General features: G+C 66.5%; 18 protein-coding genes. 7 read left to right on the plus strand and 11 right to left on the minus strand.

Translation table 11 applies throughout. The features are described 5' to 3' along the window. The first annotated feature begins 7 nt into the window (after positions 1–7). Entirely contained in the window at positions 8–484 is a 477-nt protein-coding gene (locus BDK92_RS30960) for a hypothetical protein (protein WP_147457171.1), read from the plus strand. A gap of 2631 nt (positions 485–3115) precedes the next feature. Here the strand turns inward: BDK92_RS30960 and BDK92_RS30965 are convergent. From BDK92_RS30965 to BDK92_RS38630, 8 genes are all read right to left on the minus strand, one after another. Continuing rightward, on the minus strand, positions 3116–3463 hold the full coding sequence (locus BDK92_RS30965; protein WP_121159925.1) for a hypothetical protein: 348 nt from the start codon (positions 3461–3463) through the stop codon (positions 3116–3118). A gap of 122 nt (positions 3464–3585) precedes the next feature. Beyond that, positions 3586–3891, minus strand: a complete 306-nt coding sequence (locus BDK92_RS30970; protein WP_121159926.1) for a hypothetical protein — start codon at positions 3889–3891, stop codon at positions 3586–3588. A gap of 1466 nt (positions 3892–5357) precedes the next feature. Next, the gene (locus tag BDK92_RS30980; protein ID WP_147457172.1) at positions 5358–5708 is read right to left on the minus strand and encodes a hypothetical protein; all 351 of its coding nucleotides are present in this window, start codon (positions 5706–5708) and stop codon (positions 5358–5360) included. 495 nt (positions 5709–6203) lie between these two features. Then, entirely contained in the window at positions 6204–6920 is a 717-nt protein-coding gene (locus BDK92_RS30985) for an LPXTG cell wall anchor domain-containing protein (RefSeq protein WP_121159929.1), read from the minus strand. A gap of 899 nt (positions 6921–7819) precedes the next feature. Further along, a complete protein-coding gene (locus tag BDK92_RS38625) occupies positions 7820–8146 on the minus strand; it encodes a hypothetical protein (protein WP_147457173.1) in 327 nt (108 codons plus the stop codon). A 211-nt stretch (positions 8147–8357) separates the two neighbouring features. After that, on the minus strand, positions 8358–8654 hold the full coding sequence (locus BDK92_RS30990) for a hypothetical protein (protein ID WP_147457174.1): 297 nt from the start codon (positions 8652–8654) through the stop codon (positions 8358–8360). A gap of 686 nt (positions 8655–9340) precedes the next feature. Then, the gene (locus BDK92_RS31000; RefSeq protein WP_121159931.1) at positions 9341–12799 is read right to left on the minus strand and encodes an alpha-glucuronidase family glycosyl hydrolase; all 3459 of its coding nucleotides are present in this window, start codon (positions 12797–12799) and stop codon (positions 9341–9343) included. 378 nt (positions 12800–13177) lie between these two features. Then, positions 13178–13510 carry a hypothetical protein gene (locus BDK92_RS38630; protein WP_147457175.1) on the minus strand — a complete coding sequence of 111 codons (333 nt, stop codon included), beginning with the start codon at positions 13508–13510 and terminating at the stop codon, positions 13178–13180. A gap of 482 nt (positions 13511–13992) precedes the next feature. Here BDK92_RS38630 and BDK92_RS31005 point away from each other — a divergent pair, with 482 nt between their 5' ends. Genes BDK92_RS31005 through BDK92_RS40900 form a run of 5 tightly spaced genes read left to right on the plus strand, consistent with a single transcriptional unit; the run spans position 13993 to position 17598 of the window. Next, complete coding sequence (locus BDK92_RS31005; protein WP_121162736.1) at positions 13993–14997, plus strand: ABC transporter permease; 1005 nt, start codon at positions 13993–13995, stop codon at positions 14995–14997. Positions 14998–15039: 42 nt separating this feature from the next. Further along, positions 15040–16098 carry an ABC transporter substrate-binding protein gene (locus BDK92_RS31010; RefSeq protein ID WP_121159932.1) on the plus strand — a complete coding sequence of 353 codons (1059 nt, stop codon included), beginning with the start codon at positions 15040–15042 and terminating at the stop codon, positions 16096–16098. Between the two features lie 53 nt (positions 16099–16151). Beyond that, entirely contained in the window at positions 16152–16907 is a 756-nt protein-coding gene (locus tag BDK92_RS31015; protein WP_246017339.1) for an ATP-binding cassette domain-containing protein, read from the plus strand. Between the two features lie 30 nt (positions 16908–16937). Then, entirely contained in the window at positions 16938–17300 is a 363-nt protein-coding gene (locus BDK92_RS31020) for an alcohol dehydrogenase catalytic domain-containing protein (protein WP_246017340.1), read from the plus strand. A gap of 31 nt (positions 17301–17331) precedes the next feature. Further along, positions 17332–17598: an SDR family NAD(P)-dependent oxidoreductase gene (locus BDK92_RS40900; protein WP_121159934.1), complete on the plus strand. Its 267-nt coding sequence runs from the start codon at positions 17332–17334 to the stop codon at positions 17596–17598. Between the two features lie 230 nt (positions 17599–17828). Here the strand turns inward: BDK92_RS40900 and BDK92_RS31035 are convergent, their stop codons facing one another. Next, on the minus strand, positions 17829–19193 hold the full coding sequence (locus BDK92_RS31035; protein WP_121159935.1) for an enolase C-terminal domain-like protein: 1365 nt from the start codon (positions 19191–19193) through the stop codon (positions 17829–17831). A gap of 556 nt (positions 19194–19749) precedes the next feature. Between BDK92_RS31035 and BDK92_RS31040 the strand changes: the two genes are divergently transcribed. After that, positions 19750–23049 (plus strand): glycosyl hydrolase family 95 catalytic domain-containing protein, encoded by a 3300-nt coding sequence (locus tag BDK92_RS31040; protein ID WP_121159936.1) that lies wholly within the window; start codon positions 19750–19752, stop codon positions 23047–23049. A 103-nt stretch (positions 23050–23152) separates the two neighbouring features. Here BDK92_RS31040 and BDK92_RS31045 read toward each other — a convergent pair whose 3' ends face one another. Together BDK92_RS31045 and BDK92_RS31050 are read right to left on the minus strand one after the other, a co-directional pair. Beyond that, on the minus strand, positions 23153–23887 hold the full coding sequence (locus tag BDK92_RS31045; RefSeq protein ID WP_246017341.1) for a FadR/GntR family transcriptional regulator: 735 nt from the start codon (positions 23885–23887) through the stop codon (positions 23153–23155). Between the two features lie 580 nt (positions 23888–24467). Beyond that, positions 24468–26702 (minus strand): HelD family protein, encoded by a 2235-nt coding sequence (locus BDK92_RS31050; protein ID WP_246017342.1) that lies wholly within the window; start codon positions 26700–26702, stop codon positions 24468–24470. Positions 26703–26935: the final 233 nt, after the last annotated feature.

Raw genomic sequence — 26935 nt, forward strand, 5'->3', positions numbered from 1 at the left:
TGCGTTGGTGATTGGGAACTACCGGGAGCTGTTCGCGGCGGTGCGTAAGCGACCGCACATGTACATGCCCCGGGGAGACTTCGCTAGTCTCGTTGCCTTCGTGGAAGGCTGCAACCACGGCAACGACTTCAACCTGCTTACTGGCCTCCAGAAGTGGCTGGTGACCCGTGTCGGGTGCGGGAACAACGTGGTCTGGTGGCACCTGGTTCTTCGGCTGACGGACCCGGAAGGCGCGACGAGCCTGGGGGACATGGACCCCGAGACTGATGCACGAGCCATCGAAACGCTGTTTCAGTGCTTGGACGACTTCCTGGCGCTGCGCCAGGAGCATGACGGGCTGAGCAGGATCCACGCAGCCCATCAGGCGTGGCTCGACGCCCGCGATCTCAACCACTGCCTCGCTTCCGGGGCACAGGCGTGCCCGGTCGTCGATTGGCCGAAGCCGCACGCCGGGGACCGCCGTGGGCCTTCCACGGGCCAGTAGTCACGAGGACGGACGGGCACGAGCGGGCGCGAACCGTAGCCGCATCGGCCGCCGCGACTAGGCGTTTCGGGCATCACGACCGGTTGATTGCGCTCTTCCAAACTGACGGTGCACAGGTCCACCGGCGTGCAGGGCCCCACCAGGAAAGCCAGTGGCCTTGTGGCTCCCGGCCTGGAGAGAATGGCCCCGTGTGGGACCTGCAGGTTGTGGTCGATCGGTTCATGGCCGGCGAGATAGGTAGCGAGCACCTGCCGCTCTTGGCGGCTGAGGCTCTGGCCGAGGGCGTCGATAGTCCGGCGTTGCGGGAGCTTGCTGGGCTTTCTCGCACCGATGTGCGTTAGGCGCGGGACTTGTTCGTCCGTGCTGCCAGAGAGCTGGGTGCGGCTGTCGCCGACGAGGACGCCTGCCCAGAGGACCTGGTGCTGTATTGGGCTTCGCGGATGGTGGGCGGCAGCGTTGGGCCCGCTGCAGGTGCCAACTGCATCGTCAGTCATGGGGAAGCCTTGGGCTGGCCGGATCGACTCTCGCACCTGCTCGGCCTCGCTTCTGTGTGGGATGACTGGCCGGAGGGTCGGGACGAGACGGAGCGAAGCATGCTGGCGGGGGCGCGCGCCCTGCTTGCCGAGGGACTCCCCACCAGTCCTCATCCAGTCCTCAAGAGGTCGACCCTCGGCCGTGGACACTGAGAGATGTCTAGAGCGATTTCCGCAGGCCAAGCAGGGTTCGGGCAGGTAGGGCAAGGTAAGCAACTTGATCTAATAACCACTCGGTCGACCGTGCCTGCTGCGTGCCCGTTGGTATGGGCGACGGCGGTCAGCTCCCGGACGTGGCAGCCAGGGTGGCGGCGCAGGTCAGGCCAGCTCACTGCCGAGCGGCTTCCGCCCGTGTCCACACTTCCTAAACCGTGCGTCACCGCAGCTCATCGCACCAGTACACCGGGGACCATATGGGGACCGCACGTCATGCGCGATGGTGGACGATGCGCTGTCAGGGGAACAGCTTGATCATGGGCGTGGCGTGCGTGACGTGCGGGAACGTGTAGCGAAACGTCCTGGGGGTCAAGGGGTCGTCGGTTCGAATCCGGCCGTCCCGACAAGGTAGAACTGCAGGTCAGAAGGCTGGTCCGGGTATCGGGCTGGCCTTTTTGGCGTTTTGGGGACCATGGCGGTCAAGTGCGCCAGCAGGCAGCACTCCTTGGCCGTTGGTCGGGTTCGAGTGGTTACTCAGGTCGTTTGCCGAATCGTTCTTCCTTTGCATCAAGGCGGCCCGCAAGCGGGCCGCGCCGGCCGCGCTCGGCCTGCTGGCGGCGCAAGCGCCGGCATCGGCCGGCGCGCCGGCCGGTCCTGACAGTCGCGCCAAGTGCCAGAACATGCCTCCGGCGGGGATCTTCGACAGAGATGGGGGCCGCCCACCTCCACCGTGAGTCCGGGCGAAGCCGAACAGACCTGTCCCCCGTGTCAGCACGGTGGATCGTTGTGTTGACACCGGGGGACAGGCCCGTTCCACGATGTGCGGACTCACGGCGGAGATGGGCTTTAGGCGCTTCGGTCGCCCGCGCCTAAGCTTCTGCCGTGACAGAGCCAGATCCGCCACTACGGCACCTGAGCGCGAACGAGGCCGGCGTCCTGGAAGCACTTCTCCGCCACAACTTCGCAGGTGTTGAGGAGCTCCGCGTACAAGCGCGAGACGTCATGGCCCGCCCCGGATGCGGATGTGGATGCGGGACCATCCACCTCTTCCCACAAGGCAAGAACCTTCCCGCCTCACCGGCACAGACTCCGGTTCGGGTAGAAGGACAGTTTCCCGATCAAGAGGGGCAGTGGTTCGGAGGCATCTTGCTCTTTCTTGCCAGCGGGCAGCTCGCGGAGTTGGAGGTCCACTCGTTCGGTGACCCGTTGCCCATGCCAGCGTCCGATCAGGTGCTCTGGTACCTGAGAACCGGCGAAAGCACCTGTACTCCACTGCCCGACCAGCCGGAGCGAGGGCCGGCAGGAGATCAGTGATCCGAGAGGCGCGTACAGCAGGAGAGCCAGCAATGCAGGCGACCGCAGGGGCAGGGCGTGCCCGCTCCGTGCCCAATGGGACGGGAGCCGAGGGTCAACGGCGGTCAGCTCCTGGACGTGACAGCCAGCGTGGCGACGCAGGTCAAGCCAGGCCGCTGCCGAGCGGCTTCCGCCCGTGTCCACACTTCCTAAACCGTGCGTCACCGCAGCTCATCGCACCAGTACACCGGGGACCATATGGGGACCGCACGTCATGCGCGATGGTGGACGATGCGCTGTCAGGGGAACAGCTTGATCATGGGCGTGGCGTGCGTGACGTGCGGGAACGTGTAGCGAAACGTCCTGGGGGTCAAGGGGTCGTCGGTTCGAATCCGGCCGTCCCGACAAGGTAGAACAGCAGGTCAGAAGGCTGGTCCGGAATATCGGGCCGGCCTTTTTGGCGTTCTGGGGACCATGGCGGTCAAGTGCGCCAGCAGGTGGCCGCTGGTCGGGTTTCGAGTGGTTACTCAGGTCGTTTGCCGAATCGTTCTTTCTTCGCATCAAGGCGCCGCGCAAGCGCGGCGCGCCCGCTCGCGCTCGGCCTGCTGGCGGCCTCCGGCCGGCATCGGCCCGCGCAGCAGGCCGAGGTTCAGTCCTCGATCACGTGGCACTCGACCCCGATGATCTCGACCAGGGCAGCGCGTACCTCGGCGAACTGCTCATCGGACAGGTCAAGCCGAAGGTGGTGAAGTCGAGGGAATCCCAGCCTGGCCGCAGAGCGTGCGCTGTACTCCAGATACAGGTCCCGGCGGGTTAGCCGCCACGAACTCACCGCTCCGTAGACGACCACACCGTCGCCGTTGATCACCTCGTGGGCATCGAAGTCGTACCAGAACAGGAACTCGACCACCCGGTCCAGCCCATCACGTAAGGACAGCGTCAGGACGGCATCGACCTCGCTACAGATGACCTCGGTGACGCGCGCGAGAACCCGCATGGGTGGACCGTAGCGCGATGGACCGAGCCTGTCTGGTGGCAGTCTCCGGTCGGTGTGGGCAAGCCGTACGGCAATAGATCGGATCTGACCCGTGGACGTGCAGACGACGGCGATGAGACCAGCTACTGCGGCATGTTGAGCGTCGCCACAGCCATCGCGTGCAGCCGGCCGTAGTACATGCGCTCATGATGGCCGACCAGGGTAGGTAGTACACGGGCGAGGTCGGCCACGCAGAGTGTGAGAACACTCCGGCGTTGATCGTCCAGGTTGCCTCGGCTACGAAGCCAGGTGCTGACACAGCCCGCGATGTCCGCATCGAGCATCACCATGTCCATCTCATCCAGCTCCGCACTCCGTAGACGCGCTGGAAACTTAGCCCGCAGATGGGCCTCCCACAGCCGAGCCACCGCCTCGACCTGCTCGTTCACTGGCCTCCTATGGCTAGTTCCAACTCTCGCTGAACGCCACCGTCGTATCGCCTGTTCAGCCGGCACGGCAGCACGAGTTACGGATCCAGTAGTTCATCCCAGTCGGCGATGCACGAGTCCAGCTCATCCGTGCGTCGCCGGAGGACCCGAGCCGCAACCGGCGGCAGAGCGTGTATGGCAAGCTCCAAGACTCGACGCTGGTCGAGCGGATCCGGGCAGCACGAGAGCTGGCCACAACCACGGATCTCTTCCCGTTGTCGCCGAGACGCACGGACAAACGACTCCCAGCCCTGTAACGCCTCGACGACGGCTCCAGGATGCAGACGTGCCCGCTCAAACCGAGCGATCTCGGACAGGCCGCGGTTAGGAATACCAGGGACGACAGCGATTCGTTCTCCCGGCCGTGTACGCGGGCGAAGGGCAGCACGGGATGCGCCTGGGGACCTACGCGCCATGGCTCTTTCGTACGGTCAGCATCGTTAGATCCTCCCACGGATCGCATTCCAGGGCACCAGGCATGAGGCCGTGACGATCGCGAGGGGTGGACGGCTGCCGTCGAGAGCGGGGCGATCGCTGCCGCGCCGCTGCGGCACCGAGATACGGGGTACCAGCCGCGGTGAGCCGGCGCCACGCAAAGCCGCCCCGACCCGAGGGCCGGGGCGGGAGGCCGTACGACGCCGGCCAGCCGCGCCCGCCGAGCCGTGCCAGCCACGTGCCATAAGCCCGCGTCGTAGACGGCCACCAGCGGGCAGGCACGGTCACCACCGCCCCGCCGCTGACCAGGCACAACGGACAGAATCGGACAGCCGACAACGATCTTCCAAACTGTTTACGCGGGTTTGATTCTCGTCGCCCGCTCCACAGCGTCCGGCCCGGGTTTGCGACATGATCGCCGTACCTGCCCGAACTTCATCCGGTCGCAGTGCAGCCAGCTTGCCGCAGGCCGTTCATCCGAACGCTTAGCAGGCGCCACTGAGCCTCGTCAGGTAGGGCGGCATTGTGGGGCAAGGCCGGTCCCTGAGGGTAGGTCGACGGGGCAGTTGTGAGGCGTCGCGAATGCTCTACTGGTGGCATGGCAGGAGATCAACGCTGGGGCGAGTGGCAGCGCGCGAAACGCATGCTGCTCATGGATGAGCTGAGAGTCGGGCGTTGCCACTGGCTCGTCCTGCGGCCCTCAGTTTTTGTCCAGGCAGGCGAGCGCTACCGCACCGAGCCAAGCGGGCTCAGGATCGAGCACGACGACGGAAGCCGGACCACCCACCCGGGGAGCTGGGAAACGCGGTTCACGGTGTGGACGCTGAACGGCGACCCCGGTGTAGGCCAGTAGCCGCCGCCTTCTGCGGTCACGGGCGGGTTCCACGGGTCAACACACACAGCGCCGTTACAGGCGTTCCGGACATGTCACGGCCATGGTCCTCGATTTTCCAAATTCTAGGTGTCGAGGAGGCTTGCTACCCGGTGCTGCCCTAGCGCGGGAGGGCCTGACAGGCGGCCTCGATGTCTCCGGAACGGACCAGCTCTTCAACGGCTCGGACCATCGCCGGAACGCCGGCCTCCGGCACGATCACCAGGTCTTTAGACCAGAAGTACGCTCCGCCGCCCGTCTCGCCAGTGTCCCAGTGTCGTCGCAGTACGCGTTCGATCGCAGGCAGCGTGAAGAAGGTGACGTAGCGGACCGTACCGTCGGGCAGTTCGACGTGAACGTCGGCGTTAGTTGCTGTTTCTGAGGGTTCGCCGCCGATGAGGAAGCGGGCGGTGAAGGCGGATCGTTGGACGACATAGTACGGGCCGTCTTGCACTGAACCTCCAGGGCTCATGTTGGAAACCTTGAACCCGTTGCGGAGATGCAGAGTACGTGCAATGGCCTCCGGGTCTAGGCCCACGTCGGCTGCTGTTGGTGCCGGTCAGGGCCTTCCGGGTCGTCCAAGCTGAATCGCCTGCCTAAGCCTTCCGCAGCACACCGTGGGGAGCCGACTGAACCAGGAATAGCCACTGAACCAGGAATACCGCCAGGTTGACCGCAGCCTCTGCCTCGTCCTGGTTCTGGCGTCGCGAGTTCAGTCCTCCACCGTGACGCGAGCGTTGAGCGTTCCAAAGCGTTTCCGTCATTCTCACGATTCCCTCGGCGGTGCGGGGATTGCCGCCGGCCACCGGCGCGCAGCACGGCGACGAGGTGGGCGTTCGTCGGCCCGCGTACGTTGCGGCTTGCTTTCGAAGCTGGCAACACGCCTTCGGGCCGCGACGAACCTCGCCAAGCACAGCGCTGATCGCGCCCAGCCCGACGAAGCATCGAGCCGGGCGCGTCGAGTCAGCTATGCCACGAAGCGGGAACGGCGCCGGCGTCCGATCAGGTAGCCCGCCCAACCGAGGAGCAGAAGAGCACCGCCAATGCCGGCCACAGTCGCGGTCTCGGCACCGGTCACGGGCAGCCCACCGCCCTCGCCGCCGGGAGCGTCCAGGCTGGCGGAGGAAGTAGGGATCGGTGCGGCGGTCGTCGTGGCGCTCGGTGTCGGTGTGGGCTGAGACGTTGGTGTCGGTGTGGGTTGAGACGCGCAGTCAAGCGCACGCGCGGCGTACAGGCCGTTGTTCAGGTAAGCCAGGTAGGCATCGATGGCTCCGTTGTCGAGGACCTTTCGTGCGGCCGCCTTCACGTTGGTATCAGCGCCCGTCAACGTCCGGACTACCGTGATTCGCAGATCCGTTGACCAAGCCTTCTGCACGTCCGCCTTGAGGAATTCGCGCAGATCATCCGCGGTGCCGTCCAGTCGCTCCTGTATTACGCGAGGCGAAATGGACAACGAGTCGGCGTTTGCCGCAGCCAGGATCTGGTTGGCCAACACGCGCACCTCTACATTGGTGGCGGTACCCAGGTCGATGGTGACAAGCTCGCGGATATCCTTGTACACCTTGCGCTCGACCGTTTGGCAGGCCTCGTTGAGCCCAGGCGGTTCGGTTTGGGCCACTGCCGGTGCCGCCGGAATCAGAAAGACCAGCGCCATTAGGCCGCCGGCCGGTATCTTCCATCTCATTTGGGTCTTCCTCCCCGCTGCAGGCCAAAACATGGAGATATTACCGTCAGCGGGCGGAAAAGCAAGAAGGAATCGATGTCGTCGAGGGTGCCCAGGGTTTCCGGTCAGAGGAGGCCTCGACGCCGAGGATGGTGGACGTCCTGGACCGCGCAATGAGCGCCTGTACGGCGAGCGGTCGCTGCTCAGGTCCCTCTACAAGGGATGAAAGACCCACCGTAGATTATTTTGGTAGGAACTTTTAGCGGGCTGGGCGGACTGAGATGGTCCGAGGCACCAGATGATTCCCGCCGTGCCCGTTGCGTGCCCGTTCCAGCGGCAGCCGAGGGTCAACGGCGGTCAGCTCCTGACGTGCCCGCCGGCACTGCAAGGCAGGTGGAGACGGGTCACGGGTGCGGCTTCCGGCCGTGTCCACACTTCCTAAACCGTGCGTCACCGCAGCTCATCGCACCAGTACACCGGGGACCATATGGGGACCGCACGTCATGCGCGATGGTGGACGATGCGCTGTCAGGGGAACAGCTTGATCATGGGCGTGGCGTGCGTGACGTGCGGGAACGTGTAGCGAAACGTCCTGGGGGTCAAGGGGTCGTCGGTTCGAATCCGGCCGTCCCGACAAGGTAGAACAGCAGGTCAGAAGGCTGGTCCGGGTATCGGGCCGGCCTTTTTGGCGTTCTGGGGACCACGGCGGTCAAGTGCGCCAGCAGGTAGCGCACCCTGGCCGCTGGTCGGGTTTCGAGTGGTTACTCAGGTCGTTTGCCGAATCGTTCTTCCTTGCATCAAGGCGCCGCACAAGCCCGGCGTGGCCTGCCCGCGCTCGGCCTGCTGGCGGCCTCCGGCCGGCATCGGCCGGCGTAACGGGCTGCTGCTGGGAGGGTTGACAGGGGATACAGGTTCCTTGGTCAGCCAATACAGGCGACGACGGTTGAGGCGTCTGCCGAAAGAAAGACCTTGAGGCGCTTACGTGTGTCGGGCACCTGTACAACTCCGACCCGTACCGCCTGCTCTCCTGCTGCGGTCAGGGCTTCAAGACCGGGATGCCAGCCATCAGTGAGGATTCCAGCGTCCTGGACGAGCTGTTCTCGCCACCGCCAGGTGTCAGCGAACTGCCGCGCCGGTGCGGGGGAGTCGAAGACCTGGAACGGACTGCCCCTCTGAAGTGCAGAGATACATGCCTGATGTGGCTCCGGTGCTGCGGCCAGTAGAGCGATGAGCACGTCGCGATCCACCACCGGATCGTACGAGCGTTAGACCTCCGGCCAACAGCCAACCGCGTCGACTTGGGCGCCATGACGACCGCGAGGATGGTCGGCCGCCATCGAGGTTGGGGCGGTCGGCTGCCGCGCCGCTTCGCGGCTTGCCACCGATGTACGTGGCCAGGTACTCGGTTACCCGACCACAGATAGCAAGCGCCGACTGAAGGCCGGCGTGCACACTCCGTCAATCCCCGACGAACCACAAATAGCAGTGAGATCGCTCGCTGACCATGGAGCAGAGCCTCCGGATCTCACCCCTACTCGCCTCACTCAGCACACGGCCCTCTGGTAGCCGATCCAGCTCCTCCAGCAGCATCGGGACCTGTCGCTGGTTGAAGACGGTGTCCAAGTACGCGCAAACGCCGCTCAGCAGCGGATATACGGACCTGTCGAGGTCGATGAACTCTTGGGTCCAGTCGAAGCCGCGATCACCGCGCGCCACGGTGTCCCCAAGCTCGGTCCGCACTTGAAGATCAATCACAGGTCCAGCCTAAGCGACACTCCCGTACCAGACTCGGCTGAGCAACTGCCGTGCCGATACACGGCTTGCCACCGGCCAGGCGTGCGGTGACCGGCGCCAGGCCAGGCCAGGGGAAGCCGTACGACGCCGAGCGCCGCGCCCGCCCAGCCGTGCCAGCTACGGGGTGAACTTCCGCTGGTCCAACGTCAGCCCGGGTGTTGCCGGCAACGCCATCGCCTCGGGCCAGTCCATCAGCGTGACCGGTACCGGACGCACGCTCGCTTGCTCGCGACGGGCACCTAGGGCACCGGGAACCGCCACGGTGGTCTACGCCGACGGCACCCGCCAGACGTTCAAGCTCAGCACCCCTGACTGGTACGGGGGACCACATGCCGGTGGGACCGCAGCCATCGTGACCCCTACCAGAACCGGCCCGGTAACCAGCGGGCGACCACACCCGCCTGCATCTACCAGGTGGGTGTGGCGTTGCAGAACAAGGCGGTGGCCCGGATCGAGCTGCCCAACATCAGCACACGGCCCGCCTCGGGCGTACCGACCATGCACATCTTCGCCATCGCGAGCGGAGCCTGACAACGTCGGAACCTCCGTGCCGCACGGGTGCCCGCACCCGAGCCTGCCCCGACCGGGGCGGGTGCGGGTGCGGGCACCCGTGTGAGCAGCACATCGACGTGCGCCGGATGTGCCCGCTAACGGATCGGATCACCCAGGCTTTCGACCCGGAAGTAGTCAAACGCGACGTCGAGATCGGTGGAGGTGCCCGCCCGGTTGAAGGCCATGAGCCCGGCCTTCGTCGGCTCGACGTTCAGGGTCGTGGAGCCGATGAAGCGGTAGACGCTTCCGTCGCTGGAGTAATAGGCGCGGTAGCTGTCGCCCGTCTTGGTGAGTCGGAGCCAGATGGCGCCGTCGGTCCCGACGATCCGCTGGGCGTCGGCGCCGGTGATCTCCAGTGTCGACGACGCGCCGTTCTGCTCCCGGAGGAAGACGATCCGGACCCTGTTGACGGCAGCGGTCGCGCTGCCCATCTCCCAGGCGAGCTTCACGTAGTTGTTGTCGTCCGCGTACCCGAGAACGCCGCCCTGCTCGTTGTTGTTGGCGAGTGGGCGGGAGAAGACGATCCTGGATTCGGCCGTCCAGTCGCCGTTGACGTCCTGGAGTGCCAGGTTCTTCGCAGTGTTGGCATTGCCCTGCAGGTCGCCCTGCTGGGCGCTGATGACCAGCGATCCGTCGGCCAGGCGCCACCTGCTCTCGTCCGGCCGTACCCACTGCCACTGCGGGCCGAGCTGGGTCGAGCCGAACTCGTCGCTTCCCGTGATGGTGGTGTTCAGGTCCACGGTGTAGACCGACGACGCCTCGCCGTTCGTGACGGTGATCCGAGCCTGCCCGCTGGCGCTGGTCGCCTGCTCGACCGTGACCGAGGCGGCGGGATCGGCGGCACCAGCGGTGACCGTCGGCACGGTCGTGGTGCCGGCCGGCGTGAGGGCGCTGTAGTGGAGCACCTTCGGCGCGAAGGAAGCCAGGGGCTCGCCGTTGACGTTCAGGCTCGTCAACCTTGTGTCGCGCACCAGGTTGAAGACGTAGTTCTTCACGAGAGGGCCGAAGAAGCTCTCCTTCGTGACCTTGACGACCGCCTGCCCAGGTACGCCGGCCGCCTGGGAGATGATCTCGTAGCGAGCCTTCCGGTCGGTCGTCTTCACCTTCGTGATGATCGGTGACGCCCCGGCCGGTACCGGGATGGTGTACGAGCTGTCCGACAGGTTGAAGCCGCCGAACTCCGTCCCGTTCACGACGATCTTCGCGGAGAGCGGGCCGTCGTCGACCGGGATGTCCCGCCCGCTGAACTCCTTCCAGTAGGTCACCGAGGTGTCCCGCCAGTCGGCGGCGTCCGCCTCGTGGACCGCCAGTTTGGCGCGTACCTCCGCGAACCGGCGTGCGTCGATGTCGGGCTGGAGTGCGTCCCAGGTCTCCCGCATCCACGTCACGTACTGGACGCCCATCTGGTAGCGGTAGACCAGCTCGTCCCAGAACGTCCGGCCGTTGTCCATCCGATGGCCCCACGGCACGTGGTGGAACCACATCAGCAGGTTCTCCGGGACCGAGTCGATGTCCCCGTAGCGCTGCTGAAGCCGGGGGAAGTACTGGGCCGCCAGGTTGCTGCCGTTGGGGGAGCGGTCAAAGCCCAGGCCGACGGTGTCGGCCTTGTTGTAGTAGATCGGGCTCCAGTCGTCGCGGCCCGCCCAGTCGGCGGGATCGGGACGGTAGTGGGCGCCCTCGGCGAACTGGTGGCCGATGCCCAGCGGCGTCTGGTAGCTGACCAGCGCCTCCCACGAGCCCATCATCATCTTCTGGATGGTGTCGACGACGCGCTTGTCGTTGCTCCAGGTCATCCGGACCCAGTCGGTCGCGATGTCCGCCGAGCTGAGCGTCCAGTTCCACGCCTGCCGGCCGAAGGCGAAGAGGTTTGCCTGGGAGAAGTGGTGCCCGGTCAGGTTGTCGGCGTTGCCGAGGTTGGCCACGCCGACGATGGCGGTGTCCGGATGGTGCTGGGCGGTCCCGTCGACGATGTTGCCGACCAGGCGCTTCTTCAGCAGCTTCCCGTTCTCGTCGGTCGCGTACGTGTCGGTCTTGACGATCTCCTCGTACATGGGGCCGAGGTAGGCCAGCATCCAGTTCTGGCCCGTGTACTCCTGTGTGATCTGGAGTTCCAGGGCCTGGTTGGTGTTCTCCATCCGGCCGAACATCGGGTGGATGGGCTCCCGTGCCTGGAAGTCGAGCGGCCCGTTCTTGGTCTGGAGGAACACATTGTCGGCGAAACGCCCCCTGGCGCCATCTGGTTGGACCTCGTCATCGATCGGTCCGAACTCCAGATAGGCCCGCTTGAGCCGGTCGTTGTCGACCTCGGCGTTGTAGACGAACGTCCGCCAGTGGACGGTCATGCCCAGCGGCGCGACCGCGGCGGCGATGGCGTTGGCGCCGTCGCCGTGGTCGTACCCGAAGTCCTGCGGCCCCGGCTGGCCTTCCGAGTTGGCCTTCACGGTGAGGCCCATGAAATCCGGGATGGCGGTCTGGATCTGCTGGGCCCGGCGGTTCCACCAGCCCCGGAAATCGGCCCCGTAGGGGTCGAGTTGGCTGTTGGTCAGCGTGTCCGGCGCGAACCGGCCGTCCGTGGGCGCGGTGTAGCGGATCGACAGGCCCAGCTTGATGCCGTACGGGCGAAGGGCATCGGCGAGGGCCGCCTCCTGCGCGATGTAGCTGCTCGTCAGATAGGCGTTGTCGGCATTGACGTTGTTGATGGTGATGCCGTTGATGCCGAGGGACGCCAACGCCCGCGCCACGACGATGTAGCGGTCGAGGATGACGGGCAGGTTCCGGTCGGTGCTGGCTCCGGTCGCGGCGAAGTTGAAGATCGCCCCGCTCTCCCCGTTCAACCCACCCAGTCCGGAGGCGTTGTTGCCAGCGTAGAGGCGCTCGGTCTCCCAGTTGTTCAGCAGCCGATGCTTGATCTTCGGTGACTCCGAGATGTGGAGGTGTTCGATGGGCTTCTGCGTCTGCATGAGCCGAAGGAAGGCGAAGGTCCCGTACAGTGCGCCGAGGTCCGTGTTGCCGGCGATGACGGTGAACCTTGCCTTTCCTCTGGACACCGAGCGGATGAGGTAGCCCTCGTCGCCGATCTCGGCCAGGTCGCGGGCGGAAGTGACGCGGTCCACCAGCGGCGAACTCGTTGGCGTGCCCACCATGACCGAACCGTCCGGGATGTTGTCGCCGTCGACCGTCGTCACGGGTACCGGTTGGTCGAGCAACCCACCCAGTCCGCGTACCAGTTCGTCGCGGGCCGCGCCGAGCGTGGTCTCGACCAGCTGTTCGCTGGACCCTGGCGCCATGGCGAGGTGTGGGGTGTGCCGGTGGACCTGGTTGGCCTCGGCGTTTTCCACCACGATCGCCGTGGCCGTCCGGCGGTAGTCGCGCAGCAGCTTCGTGTCGCTGACCGGTACGTACCGCAGCCACAGGTCGGAGCCGCTGTAGTCGTCCCGCGACTCGGCCGCTGCGACGGGCGTGGTGGCGACCGTGAGGGTGGCCGCGATCGTGGCGAGCGCCGTGCCCAGCACGATGAGAGTTCGCCGCAGCCTGGGCACCGGACCTCGGTTCATCGCCTTTCCTCCATCGTCTGTTGAGGGCGTCGACAGGCGGGGTTGTCAGTCGACCGGCCCCGGCAGGTCATCTGGTGACGCCGGCTGGCGCTGCGTGGAATCGGCAACGCGTTGTCGTTTCTGTCGCCGGGGATACGGCTTCACGGGAGTTGGGCCGTCGGGTTGGGTGCGAGCCGCTGCCGTACCCGTGGCGGTCGGGCCCGACCTGGGTTCGAGGTTGCGCGCGTCCGTCGAGCGGCGGACCACGAGGCGTACCGGCAGCACCATCGGTCGGTGAGACGTCGCGTTGGCCGCGACATCGTAGATCGTGGCTCTCTTGTCTGGCGGCCTGGTGTGGTCGGGCATCTTCATGCTCCTCCGCTACGCGCCGTGATCATGTTATGCCGCCGGTGAGCACTCGGCAATGGCCTCGCAACAATTGGTCCGATCAACGCATTTGCGCGAGGCAATGCGCGGCAACCGTTGCCGATCCGCCGCGCAGACGCCGATGCGGATGTCGTAGTTGGTGTGCCGCACGTACCGGTCCTGGTAGTTGTACGACTGGATGCGGCTCACCGTCGGGTTGAAGTGGCGCTGCCCCACCTGGCGAGCACCCGGCTCTCCGCCGCGTTGGTGGCGGATTGGTCCAGCCGCAGGGTCCATTCGCCGCGGCCGTTGAACCGCATCCACATCGGGCCCTTTCGCGCCGGGCGCGCCGTTGGTGATGCCCATGTGCGACACGTTCCCCAGGCTCGTCCAGGGCCGAGCAGTGAGTTGGCGGCGACTGCAATCCGTCGGGCCGGGTTCGGGGTCGCCTGATCAGGGACGCGCGCGGCAGCGTGTACCAGAACGGGCCGCCAGGCCCTGGCCCGCGCGTCGTGTGTGGACACCCGTGCGCCGCGCACGTCCGGCCGATCGGCGATGTCCGGCGCTGAGAGCACCAGGTTTGGACACCTGCGCCATTTTGATCCGATGTATTGCGCCGGCTGTCTCGACGGTACCGCCAAAACGTGCCCGTAAACCCTTGGCAACACGCAGGTTCGCGTGGCATGGTATCGGCTGTTCGAGCTAAACATCTGACCTATCTTGTCCGGGCATGCGGGTCCGCACCTGCCACCGGACTACTGAGGGGGGCCGGTTGTCGTGACTGCTCCGAATGCAGGTAGTGGTCTGCTGCTCGCGTGCAGCACGGCTGGGAGGGGCCGGGTGCGGCGATGAGTGCCGTCGATCAACCCGTCGAGATGCGCGGCGGGCTGGGTGACTGGCTGCGGGAGCGGGCCTCCCACGCCGTCTCGGAGTTCACCGCCGCCACGGCACTCGTTGTGCTGTTCATCGTGCTCAGCTTCGCCAGCCCACACTTTCTGACGGCAGACAACCTGTTCAACATCGGCTCGCAGACTGCGGTGATAGCGATCATCGCCGCAGCGCAGACGATGGTGATCATCACGAAGGGCATCGACCTCTCCGTGGGATCCGTCGCCGCTCTCGCCGGCGTGGTGGGTGCCATGGTTGTCCGTGACCTCGGCTTCTCTGTCTGGGCGGCGACGGCGGTCGCGATCGCGGTCGGGGCGGTGGCCGGGCTGGTGAACGGATTGCTCGTGACCGCTGCCCGGATCCCGCCGTTCATCGCCACGCTCGGGACGATGTCGGCAGGACGCGGTCTCGTCTTCATCATCACCGGCGCGGTCGGCGTCTACGGCCTGCCGAAGTCCTTCCAGATCCTTGGAAACGGGCAGCTCCTCGGCATTCCGTTCGCTGTGGTGCTGACCGCTGTCGTTGCGGTCGGGATGGCGTTCCTGCTCTCCCAGACGCGGTTCGGTCAGTACACGTACGCAATGGGGTCCAATCTCGAAGCGGCTCGCCGCTCCGGCATTCCGGTCGGTCGTCACCTGGCGGCGGTCTATGTGTTGGCGGGCATGCTCGTGGGGCTGGGAGGCATGATCGCGGCCTCCCGGGTCAATTCGGGTCAGCCGAACTACGGCATCTCCCTGGAACTCGACGTCATCGCGGCGGCGGTCATCGGCGGGGCCAGCCTCTTCGGCGGGCAGGGCAGGATCGTCGGAACGATCATCGGCGCCTTCCTCATCGCGCTGGTGCGGAACGGGGCCGTCCTGCTCGACATCAGCATCCATTACCAGCAGGTGATCGTCGGTGTGATCATCTGGGCCGCCGTCTACTTCGACCAGTACCGCCGCCGACGGCTGGAGTCACGCGGGTGACAGCCCGACCCCGGCCGACCCCGACCCAGAAAGGACACAGCAATGCGATACAGCGCCACGACGGGACATCGTCCCCTGGTACGCCGCCTGCGCGGTAACGCCATCCTGGTCACCGTTGCGGCGGTGGCTCTCGGACTCAGCGGGTGTGGAGGCGTCGAGGTCCGCGACGGAGGCGGCGGATCGACCAACGACACGAGCGGCCCGCTCACGCTCGCGGTGGCCCCGAAGGCCGTCGGGCACGAATTCTGGAACACGGTACGTGCCGGCGCCGAATGTGCCGCGAAGCGGGCCGGCGATGTCACGGTGCAATGGGACGGTGTCACCGCCGAGACCGATGTCGAGGGTCAGGTGAACCTGATCCAGAACTTCATCACCCGGAAGGTCGACGGCATCGTGTACGCGGCCACCGACTCGGCCGCCCTCGCTCCGGCGACCGAGCGCGCGCGTGGTGCCGGTATCCCGGTCGCGATGATCGACTCCGGTACCGAGGCGCAGCCGGCGGACGTGCCGTTGTACGCCACAGACAACCGCGCGGCGGCGGTCGAGGCCGCCAATCTGCTCGCCAAGGAACTCGGTCCGGGTAACCACGACGTGGCGCTGATCGAGTTCCAGCCCGGTTCGCAGACGAACACCCAGCGCGTCGAGGGCTTCAAGGAAGGGCTCGGTAAGCACGCCGCCCTGAAGCTGGTGGGACAACAACCGAGCCGTAGCGACGTCAATGAGGCGCGCCGGGTCACCGAGAACATCCTCACCGCGAACCCGAACCTCGCCGGCATCTTCGCGGCCAACGAGCCCAGCGTCCTCGGTGCCGCCCAGGCGGTGCAGGCAGCGGGCAAGACCGGCAAGGTCGTGATCATCGGGTGGGACGCCGCACCGGACGAGGTCGCCGGGCTGCGCAGCGGCCAGATTTCGGCACTGGTGGTGCAGAACCCCTTCCGGATGGGCTACTTCGGCGTGGACAAGATGGTGCGACACATTCGGGACAAGGCACCGTTGGCGTCGGCGGATACCGGCGTCACGTTTGTGACGAAGGCGAACATCGACACCGCGGAGATCAAGGCGGTGCTCGAGCCGAGCTGTGACAACCCCCCGGTCGACTGATGGATACCGCGGTAACAGCGGCGGGGCCGCAGGGCCCCGCCGCGGACGCTCCGGTGCTTGAGGCACGTGGCATCGTGAAACGGTTCGGACACGTCGAGGCGCTGCGTGGCGCCGACTTCACCGTCGGCAGAGCGGAGGTCGTGGCGCTGATCGGCGACAACGGCGCGGGCAAGAGCACCCTGATCAAGACCCTGTCCGGGGTACACGCTCCCGATCAGGGAGAGATCCGGATCGGCGGGCGCCCGGTTGTGTTCTCCAGTCCTGTCGATTCCCGACGAGCCGGTGTGGAGACCGTGTACCAGGACCTCGCCGTCGCCGACGACCTCAGCGTCGCGGCGAACCTCTACCTGGGGCGGGAGATCCTCCGCGCCGGGCTACTGGGACGGCTCGGGCTGCTCGACAAGCGGGCCATGCGTCACGGTGCCACGTCGGCCCTCGGAGAACTCGGCGTCCGCATTCCTCGGGTCACCACCCCGATCTCGATGTTGTCCGGCGGGCAACGACAGTGCGTGGCCGTCGCTCGGGCGATCATCTGGGCGACCAACGTCGTCATCCTCGATGAGCCCACCGCGGCGCTCGGCGTCGTACAGACCGAGCGGGTGCTCGACGTCATCCGGCGTGCCCGCGACGCCGGCATGTCGGTGGTGCTGGTCAGCCACAACATGCCACAGGTACTCGACATCGCCGACCGGATCGAGGTGCTGCGCCTCGGACGGCGGGCGGCCCGGTTCCGGGCCGACGAGGTGACGACGGACGATCTCGTCGCCGCGATGACCGGCGCGTTGACGGTGGGGATGGAAAATTCATGACGGCGGTCGTCTATCACGGCGCAGGGCGCCTTGGGGGTCGAGCATCGCCCGGCCGCGTCACCCGCGCCCGGCGAGGTGCGGATCGCCGTGGCCTACACCGGGATCTGCGGCACAGACCTGCACATCTACCACGGTGACATGGATGCCCGGGTCGGCGCCCGACGCGGTGATCGGACACGAGATGTCCGGGCGGATAGCAGCGACCGGTCAAGGTTCTTCTGGCGCGAACTCGAACTGCTCGGCGCGCGCTTCTACCAGCGGGACGACATGGTCGAGGCCATCCGACTCGTCGCCTCCGGCGCGGTTCCGGCGAAGCAACTGGCTCACGCGTCGTGCCGGTCGATGACGCGGCGGCGGCCTTTGCGGCGCCGGAGGGAGGCGGAGGAGTCATGAAGGTTCTTCTGGACTGGCAGGCGGATGCCCGGTGACCGCGCTCTTCGACCTGTGCGGACGAACAGCGGTGGTCACCGGAGCCCGGCGGGGTATCGGCCTGGCGATGGCCGAGGCGCTCGCCCGGGCCGGTGCCGACATCGTCGGTGTCTCCGCCCAACGTGAGTCGAGTGGGAGTGAGGTGGAACGCCGGGTACGGGACCTCGGCCGTCGGTTCACGGCCCTGCGGGCCGACTTCGCCGACCGCACCGCGGTGCGCCGGCTGGCCGTGGAGATCGTTGGGTGGCGTCGAGGTCGCTGATGTAGGTCCCGTCGCCCTGGCGGACGTTGACGGTGCCGAGGATCGACAGGGCGGACATCCCCTCGCGCAACGAACCACGCGAGACCCCAGCGAGTCGGCGAGGGTCCGCTCGATGGGCAGACGGTCACCCGGCCGGAGCACTCCATCGAGGATCAACCGTCTGATGCCGTTCACCACATCGTCGGTCCGGGACATGATGGATAGGTCTCCAGCGTCTGCCGTACCGGCTGTCAATGACCGGAAACCAGGGCCGGAGCCGTTTGCGCGCCCGCCCCGGACGCCCAATAGTCGCCGTCCGGGAAGCGGTACTGCTCCACCGACCCTGGATGCATCCGGGTGGAATATCCCGGGGCGGTGGGTAGCACGTAGCCGCTTCCCGAGCCGGTGTCACGTACGACGCACGGGTCGGTGAAGTGCTCGTGCAGGTGGTCGACAAACTCGGTCACGCGATTGGTCAGGTCTCCGGAGACGGCGACGTAGTCGAGGATCGACACGTGTTGGACCATCTCGCACAGGCCGACGCCGCCGGCGTGTGGACACACAGGTACGTCGTACTTCGCCGCCAGGAGCAACACGGCGACGATCTCGTTGACGCTGGCGAGCCGGCCGGTGTCCAGTTGGCAGAAATCGATGGCGTCGGCCTGGAACAGTTGCTTGAACATCACCCGGTTGTGGCAGTGTTCGCCCGTTGCCACTCCGACCGGCGCGACGGCGCGACGGATGGCCGCGTGTCCCAGGATGTCATCGGGACTGGTGGGCTCCTCGATCCACAGCGGCTCGAAGCGGGCGAGCGCCCGGACCCACTCGACGGCCTGCCCGACGTCCCACACCTGGTTGGCGTCGATCATCAGTTTGCGGTCCGGGCCGATCACCTCACGGGCGATGGAGCAGCGACGGATGTCGTCGTCGAGATCGGCGCCGACTTTCAACTTGACGTAGCCGTATCCGGTGTCGACCGCTTCCTGGCAGAGCCGGCGCAGCTTGTCGTCGTCGTAACCGAGCCAGCCGGCGGAGGTGGTGTAGGCGGGGTAGCCGGTGGCGGCGAGCTCAGCCACGCGGGCGGCTTTGGTGTCCCGCTTGGCGTGGAGGATCTCCAACGCCTCGGCACGGGTCAGGGCATCGGAGAGGTAGCGGAGGTCGGCGATGTCGACGAGTTGTTCGGGCGACATGTCGACGAGCAGTTGCCACAGTGGCTTGCCGGCTCGGCGGGCGACCAGGTCCCACGACGCGTTCAGTACCGCTGCCAGCGAGAGGTGGACCACACCCTTCTCCGGGCCGAGCCAGCGCAGTTGCGAGTCGGAGGTGAGCAGGCGGTAGACCGCTCCCATGTCTGCCGCCATGGCGTCGATGTCCTGGCCGACGAGGCGTCTGGCCTGGTGCAGGGCGGCGGCGGCGACGATGTCGTTGCCGCGTCCGATCGTGAACGTGAGCCCGTAGCCACCGAGAGGCGCCCCTACGGTGTCGGCGCCGTCGGTGTGGAGCACCACGTACGTCGCCGAGTAGTCGCCGTCCTTGTTCATCGCGTCGGACCCGTCGGCGGTGAGCGACGTGGGGAATCGAACGTCTTCGACGGTGACGGCGGTGATCTGAGGCATGACGTCCTCGCCTGTTCCTGGACAAAGATCAGATGACTGCCGCAGTCTACGGAGCGGGCTTGCGCACCGTCAACGAGCTGACCATCTGAGTGATGCCCGTATACATCCAATGTATATGCGTGGACCCGGCGCTGGCTCGCGTTGGCGGTCGCCGCGAGCCTCGGCTGTCCGGGGAACCCTTCGGACTCGGGTCCCTCGCGCTCAGCCTTGGCCTGCGGCGGTCCAGGTTCAGCCGAGGTCGGTGCCGGCATCGACCGGAGGCACCGCCGACGGGTACTCGCGGGAGCGCGCCGACGGACCCCGGCAGGGGAAAAGCTCAGATGTTCCAGAAGGTCCGAAAGGACGGATGAGGAGTGTCGACGGCTCTCGTTACAGGCGTTGACGCGAAACATCAAATCTTTGTAGATTCGATGTTGCCGCTCCTTACGCCCGTCGACTGACGGCTGCGCCAACCCTGTCCTGTGTCTGATCGCTGTCAGATCATCGCCGTACTGGTGCGAATGGTACGAAGTCCACCCCCCCCGGCAAGGACGATCGTCCGTTTTGGAGGACCGACATGTCAGACCTGACGCGAAGGCATGTGCTCAAGTTCGGAGCAGCCGGAGCGGGATCTCTGCTGCTGCCGATGCCATGGACGGCCGCCGCCCGGGCCGCCTCGGTCGCACCGCCAGAGGTGCGTGCCGCCAACGACCAGGCGCTGTGGTACGACGAGTCCGCCGGCACGGACTGGCTGCGCGCGCTGCCGATCGGCAACGGCCGCCTTGGTGCCATGGTGTTCGGCAACGTCGACACGGAGCGGCTGCAGCTCAACGAGGACACAGTCTGGGCCGGTGGTCCGTACGACGCCAGCAATCCGCAGGGCGCCCAGGCGCTGCCGGAGATTCAGCGGTTGGTCTTCGCGGACCAGTGGAGCCAGGCCCAGAACCTCATCAACCAGACCATGCTCGGGAGCCCCGTGGGCGAGTTGGCGTACCAGCCCGTCGGCAACCTGCGGCTGACCTTTCCCGGCGGCGGCACCGGGGTGTCGGAGTACAACCGGCAGCTCGACCTCACCACCGCCACCACGTCCGTGACGTACCTCCAGAACGGTGTGCGGTTCCGGCGCGAGGTGCTCGCGAGCGCACCGGACCAGGTGATCGCCATGCGGCTGACCGCCGACAAGCCGGGCTCGATCACGTTCACCGCCACGTTCGACAGCCCCCAGCGTACGACGATCTTCAGCCCCGACGGCCACACGGTGGCGCTGGACGGGGTCTCCGGCAACCAGGAAGGAGTCACCGGCTCGGTCCGGTTCCTGGCATTGGCCCGGTCCATCGTCGAAGGCGGCAGCGTCACCAGCACCGGCGGGACGCTCCAGGTGGCCGGCGCGGACAGCGTGACACTGTTGATCTGCATCGCATCCAGCTACGTCGACTACCAGAACGTCAACGGCGATTACCAGGGCGACGCGTGGCGGGACCTCAACAAGGCCCGGAACCGGCACTATGACCAGTTGCGTCGCCGGCACGTGGTGGATTACCAGGCGTTGTTCGGCCGTACGACGATCGATCTGGGTCGCACCGCCGCGGCGGACCAGCCGACGGACGTGCGGATCGCTCAGCACGGGAATGTCGTGGACCCGCAGTTTTCGGCGTTGCTGTTCCAGTTCGGTCGATATCTGCTGATCGCTTCGTCGAGGCCGGGCACCCAGCCAGCGAACCTGCAGGGTATCTGGAATGACCAGATGCTCCCGCCATGGGATTCGAAGTACACGATCAACGCGAACCTGCCGATGAACTACTGGCCGGCGGACACGACGAACTTGTCGGAGTGTTACGGGCCGGTGTTCGGCATGCTCAGGGATCTCTCGGTGACGGGCGCGCGTACCGCGCAGGCGCAGTACGGTGCGGGCGGCTGGGTCACCCATCACAACACCGACGCGTGGCGGGCCACCTCCGTTGTCGATGGTGCGCTCTGGGGAATGTGGCAGACCGGTGGTGCCTGGTTGGCGACGATGGTTTGGGATCACTACCAGTTCACCGGTGACATCGAGTTCCTGCGGGAGAACTATCCGGCGATGAAGGGTGCGGCTCAGTTCTTCCTCGAAACGCTGGTGGAGGAGCCGAGGCTTGGGCACCTGGTGACGAATCCGTCGAACTCTCCGGAGTTGCCGCATCATTCGGGTGTCAGTGTGTGTGCGGGTCCCACGATGGACAACCAGATTCTGCGGGATCTGTTCGATGGGTGTGCTCGGGCCAGTGAGGTGCTCGGGGTGGACACCGTCTTCCGGGAGCAGGTGCGGGCGGTCCGGGAGCGGTTGGCGCCGATGAAGATCGGCTCGCGGGGCAATATCCAGGAGTGGCTCTATGACTGGGTGGAAACTGAGCGGACCCACCGGCACGTGTCACATCTCTACGGGCTGCATCCGAGTAACCAGATCACCAAGCGTGGGACGCCGGAGTTGTTCGACGCGGCTCGGCGGACGTTGGAGCTTCGCGGGGACGACGGTACGGGCTGGTCGTTGGCCTGGAAAATCAACTTCTGGGCTCGGATGGAGGAGGGGCGTCGTGCGTATGACCTGGTCAACGATCTTGTGACGCCGTCCCGTCTAGCGCCGAACATGTTCGACCTGCATCCGCCGTTTCAGATCGACGGGAACTTCGGCGCGACCTCGGGCATCGCGGAGATGTTGCTGCAGAGCCATAACGGCGAGTTGCACCTGCTACCGGCACTACCGGCGGCCTGGCCCGGCGGGCGGATCGATGGTCTGCGAGGACGCGGCGGCTACACCGTCGGTGCGGGCTGGAGCTTCGGGCAGGCCGACGAGTACATCATCACGCCCGACCGCACAGGTACCGTCACGGCGCGCGGCCAGATGTTCGCGGGGCGCTTCGAGCTGGTCGATGTCACCAGGGGTGGGCGAGTCAACGACCGAAAGGTTCAACCCGACCTCATCGAGTTCCCGGGCCGGGCAGGCCACGTGTACCGCGCCTACGCCCTGCACAAGGTACGGATGGAGGCTCCAACCGAGGTGGCTCCGGGCCGGGCCGCGACGGTCAGGGTCACGGTGCGGGCGATCGAGAAGCAACTGCCCGGCCCGACGGTGTCAGTCACGGTCCCCGACGGGTGGGTCGTCACGCCGCCGCAGGTCAAGCTACGGCCGGTGAAGCGCGACTCGGAGACGACGGTCGACTTCACGGTCACGCCGGGGACGGGAGGGACCGCCGGCGACGTGGTCCTGACCGGCAGGATCGAAGGGGAGGACTGGACCGCGTCCACGACGGCCAGCGTGCGGTTCTGGGATGGCCGGGAGACGCCGTTCGAGCAGAACCTCAGTAACGTCGGCGTCACCGACGACGCCAACACCGGTGTCGGAAATTTCGACGGCGGCGGCGCATCGATCTCCGCGCAGGCGCTGGCCGAGGTCGGGGTCACCCCGGGCGCGACCGTCAGCCACGGCGGTGTGGACTTCCGCTGGCCCGCTGCGTCGGCCGGAACTCCGGACAACGTGATCGCTTCGGGGCAGTCCGTCAGAATCAGCGGCTCTGGACGGACGCTCGGCTTCCTGGCCACGGGAACATTCGGTGCGGTCTCCGGCACGGCGACGGTGGTGTACGTGGACGGAACGAGGCAGGCGTTCACCCTTGGCACTCCGGACTGGTTCGGCGGTCCGCGTCCGGAAGGAGACGCAGCGATCGTTGCGCCGTACCAGAACCGGCCTGGGAATCAGCGGGTCAACACGGCCGCGACCATCTACTTCGTCGGCCTCCCGCTCCAGCACAAGGCGGTCTCCCGGGTCGACCTGCCGAACATCAGCGCGAGGGCGGCGTCCGGGGTCCCCACGATGCACATCTTCGCGATCGCGATCGGTGGGTAGCGTCTGGCGGACGCCCAGGAGTGGCGGTATTAGCCGTGGCGGCGGGCACCGGGTGCCCGCCGCCAGACACGATCGGGTCCCGCTCGGCCAGCCGGACGACCAGTCAGGGAATCGCCGTTCTGGAGGCTTCGGGCAGGACATCACCGTGGTCGGGGAGACCCTGTAGGGACTCCTCGACGCCGGCCAGGTGGTTGGCCATCCGGATGCGGGCCCGTTCGGGATCGTGTGCGGCGAGTGCCTGCCAGATCGCTACGTGTTCTTCGTGGGTGCGTCGGTCGGCGCCGTCCTCGTGGAGGCTTCGCCACAGTCGTTCTCGTACGGTGCGTCCGGCGAATGCCTCGATCAGGCCGATGAGGACGGGGTTGTCGGTGTGGGTGGCGATGGTGCGGTGGAAGGCGATGTCGATTTCGATGATGCGTGTGTGGTCCTGGGCTGTCTGACCGACGATCCGTGCGGCTTCGTCGAGCAGTTGCCTGGTTTGGTGGAGTGCGTCGTTGGTGATTCTGGTCGCGGCCAGTCGCGCCGCCTCGCATTCGAGCAGGCGTCGGACGGTGTGGATGTGTCGTGCGTCGCCCTGTCCCTGCAGGTCGACGACGAACCCCATCGGCTCGAGGAGTTGGGTGGCGTCGAGGTCGGTGATGTAGGTCCCGTCGCCCTGGCGGATGTTGACGATGCCGAGGATCGACAGGGCGGACATCCCCTCGCGCAACGGACCACGGGACACGTTCAGCATCTCGGCGAGATCCTTCTCGACGGGCAGCCGGTCGCCAGGTCGGAGCGACCCCTCAAGAATCATGCGTTTTATGCCGTTCACCACTTCATCGGTGCGGGATACCACAGATATGTCCCTAGCGTCAGACCGAGGCGGCTGATTCAGCCGCTATCAAAAGGTACGCGGGAGGCGATGTCACTTGCTGCCCCGCGTCACCCAGTATGGACCCCGAACAGATGCCGGTACTGCTCCGCGGCGACGGCCGGTTCTTCACGAGGAGGAGCTTTGGCGGGGTTATCGGTACAGCCCTCGCTCGGCGGTCGAACGGGTCAACAGCCATCGGGCTGGACGCCAGGAAGCAGACTCGGCTTGATCCCGATACGGCGAGATTCGCTGCGGCTCGGGCCCCTCCCGGCGCGAGTCAACGGTCTGCTGGCGGGGGATGTTGGCTACTGAGGGCGGCCGGGCAGCGCGATCTCGAAGTGGACGGTCTGGTAGGTGTCGTCGCAGCCGTCGCGCGGGTCGTAGATCGCCGTCGCCATGCTCCGCCCGAACGGTTCGGCGTCGTCGATGGGGCCCGTCGGTCAGTCGCACAACCGTCAAGGCGGCGCCACCCGCGGCCCCGAACAGCCACCCTTCCAACCACATCGACCCGAAGGCGGCGAGGCCCTCCAGTGACCTTGGCGATCCTTGGGTGTGGCGATTGCTACGTGAGCACCAGCTGTCCGAGTTCCTGGGTGCATCGGGTGAGCGCGACGTAGAGGCCGTTCCAGCCGCGTGGTTCGGCGGCGATGCCCTGGGGGTCAATGAGTAGCGTCGCGTCCCATTCCAGTCCCTTGGACTGGGGCGCGGTGAGCACCGACACATCGCTCAGCACGGCTAGGAGTTCGGCGATGCGGTCGGCGGGAGCGATGACGCCAACCGTACCGCCATGCCAACGTTGCTGTAGTTGTCGCACGGCTTGGGCGGCGGCGCCGGCAAGCTCGGCGGGCGTGACCGTGAGCACCCAGGGGGCGATGCCGGAGGAGCGTACCGCCCGTGGCGGCGTGTTGTGGCTGCCAGCTCTTTTCAAGACGGGTTCGGTGAGGTCCATAACCTCACGCGGGGTCCGGTAGCAGATGGTCAGTTCCGCAGCGGTCCAGCGGTCTCTGAAAACAGCCTGCACCGCTTGTGCCCAAGTGGTGTGCCGGTGTGCTGCCTCCGCCTGGTCGATGTCGCCGACCGCGGTGATGGAGCGACTGGGACAGCGCCGTAGGACCATTTGCCACTGCATCGCGGACAGCTCTTGCGCCTCGTCGATGACGACGTGGCCGTACACCCAGCCGCGCTGCCGGCGAGCGTGGTCGGCGACGAACTCGCCCTGTGGTTGCGGGGCTTCGACCTCGCCTAGCAGGTCGGCGAGGGCGTCGAGCAGCGGGATGTCGCTCGATGCCCACAGTGCGGGCTCGGCCGAAACGGCGGTGATCTCCTCTGTGGACAGCTGCGGGGCGAACCGGGCGAGCATGGTGCGGTCGGTCAGGAGATCACACAGTAGGGGTTCGGCGTCGAGGGTGGGCCACCATGCCTCGATGAACCGGGCGATGGTGGCGTTTTCGGCGATACGATAACGAAGATGCTCTATCTCTTCCTCGGAGAGCAATCCGTCGATGTCACTGCCGGTGGACCTCCTGCCGAAAGGGAGGTCATGATGCATCCCCCTGTCGACGCGGGCGAGGATGTCCTCAAAGCCCTCCTCCATCTCATTCATCAGCGCCTCGCGCTGCTCGACGACGGCTTCGGCAAGGATGTGGTGCAGCTGCTCGGCGAACGCCGTGCGGGCGCGGTGGTACGGGCGTCCCTGCACCGCCGAGGCGAGCGCCTGTGCCACTGATGCGGCTGTGATGACGTAGAACTCGCCCTCCCAGCGCAACTTCAGCTCACGGGGCCGGGGGAGCAGCGACGTGACGTAGTTTTCGAGCGCGGGTTGCCAGAGGGCGCGGCCCTTGATTTCGGCGAGAAGTCGGCTCTCGTCGCGGGCCACGCGGATCCCGGCCAGCAGAGTGTCGCAGGTCGCCGAGACGACGGCGGTCTCACCGAGCGCGGGCAGCACCTGGGCGATGTACTGGAGGAACCGCGGCGAGGGACCGAGGACCAGGACCGCTTGGTCGGCCATCTTTGGGTGGGCGAACAGCAGGTAGGCGACGCGGTGCAGGGCAACCACGGTCTTGCCGGTGCCGGGACCGCCCTGAACGATCAGCGGGCCGGTCGCCTCGGCCCGGATGATGTCGTCCTGTTCGCGTTGCAGCGTGGAGATCGCCGTCGACATGCGGCCGGTACGCCGCTGGTCCAGGGCGGCCAGTAGAGCGCCTTCACCGACGAGTTCGGCCGTTATGGTCCCGTCCAGTGGCTCGTCGTCCACGCCGACGACGGCCGATCCCGTCGTGCGTATGTGACGGCGCCGCGCCTGACCTTGTGGGTCGACAGCCGTCGCGGTGTAAAACGGCCGAGCTGCGGGAGCGCGCCAGTCCACCAGCAGCGGTTCACTGTCCTCGCCGTCGTTGCGGAGACCGACACGGCCTATGTGTCGCACGGTGCCATCAAGGCCGTCGAGGCGGCCGAAGACCAGCCCTTCCCGTGCTCGCCGTAGCTCCTCGTACTGCTGGCGGAGCATGCGCCGCCGCGCCCGTTCCAACGCGTCCAGGGCGTCTGACGAAAGCTCGGCCTGTAGGTGGTCGGCAAGCCTGTCGCGCCGGGCCGTGGCCAAGTCGAGAAACTCTTGTTCCTCGGCAACCGCGGATCGCCGCGCGACGCCCTCTGCGGCAGAGGTTGGCGGTTCACCGTCTGGTGTTATTTCGCTGACGCCAGCAGTGCCGTTGTCCAGAGCAGAATTCCGGCGCATTCGCAAATCCTTGTATTGGCGCTTTCCCTCGGCCCCGACGAGCCGCAGGTATTCCGGTGGCAAGCATAGAGTTGGTTTCTTCTCGTTGGCCAGGAATTCTGTCGGCGGAGACAGGGATCTCAATGCCTTGCGGTTCGGGGCCGCTTGTGGCCTCACCCAATCCTGATTCGCCTATTGAGGGTTCGGTCCTTGTCTGATCTGGACGCCGACGGTGGCACTGCTCGCGGGCGGCACTCGACCACCGGGCGAATGTCGGGTGGGACGAGCGCCATGGAGGGGTCGATACAGCCGCAGAG

It is taken from the genome of Micromonospora pisi, from assembly GCF_003633685.1.
GTDB lineage: Bacteria > Actinomycetota > Actinomycetes > Mycobacteriales > Micromonosporaceae > Micromonospora_G > Micromonospora_G pisi.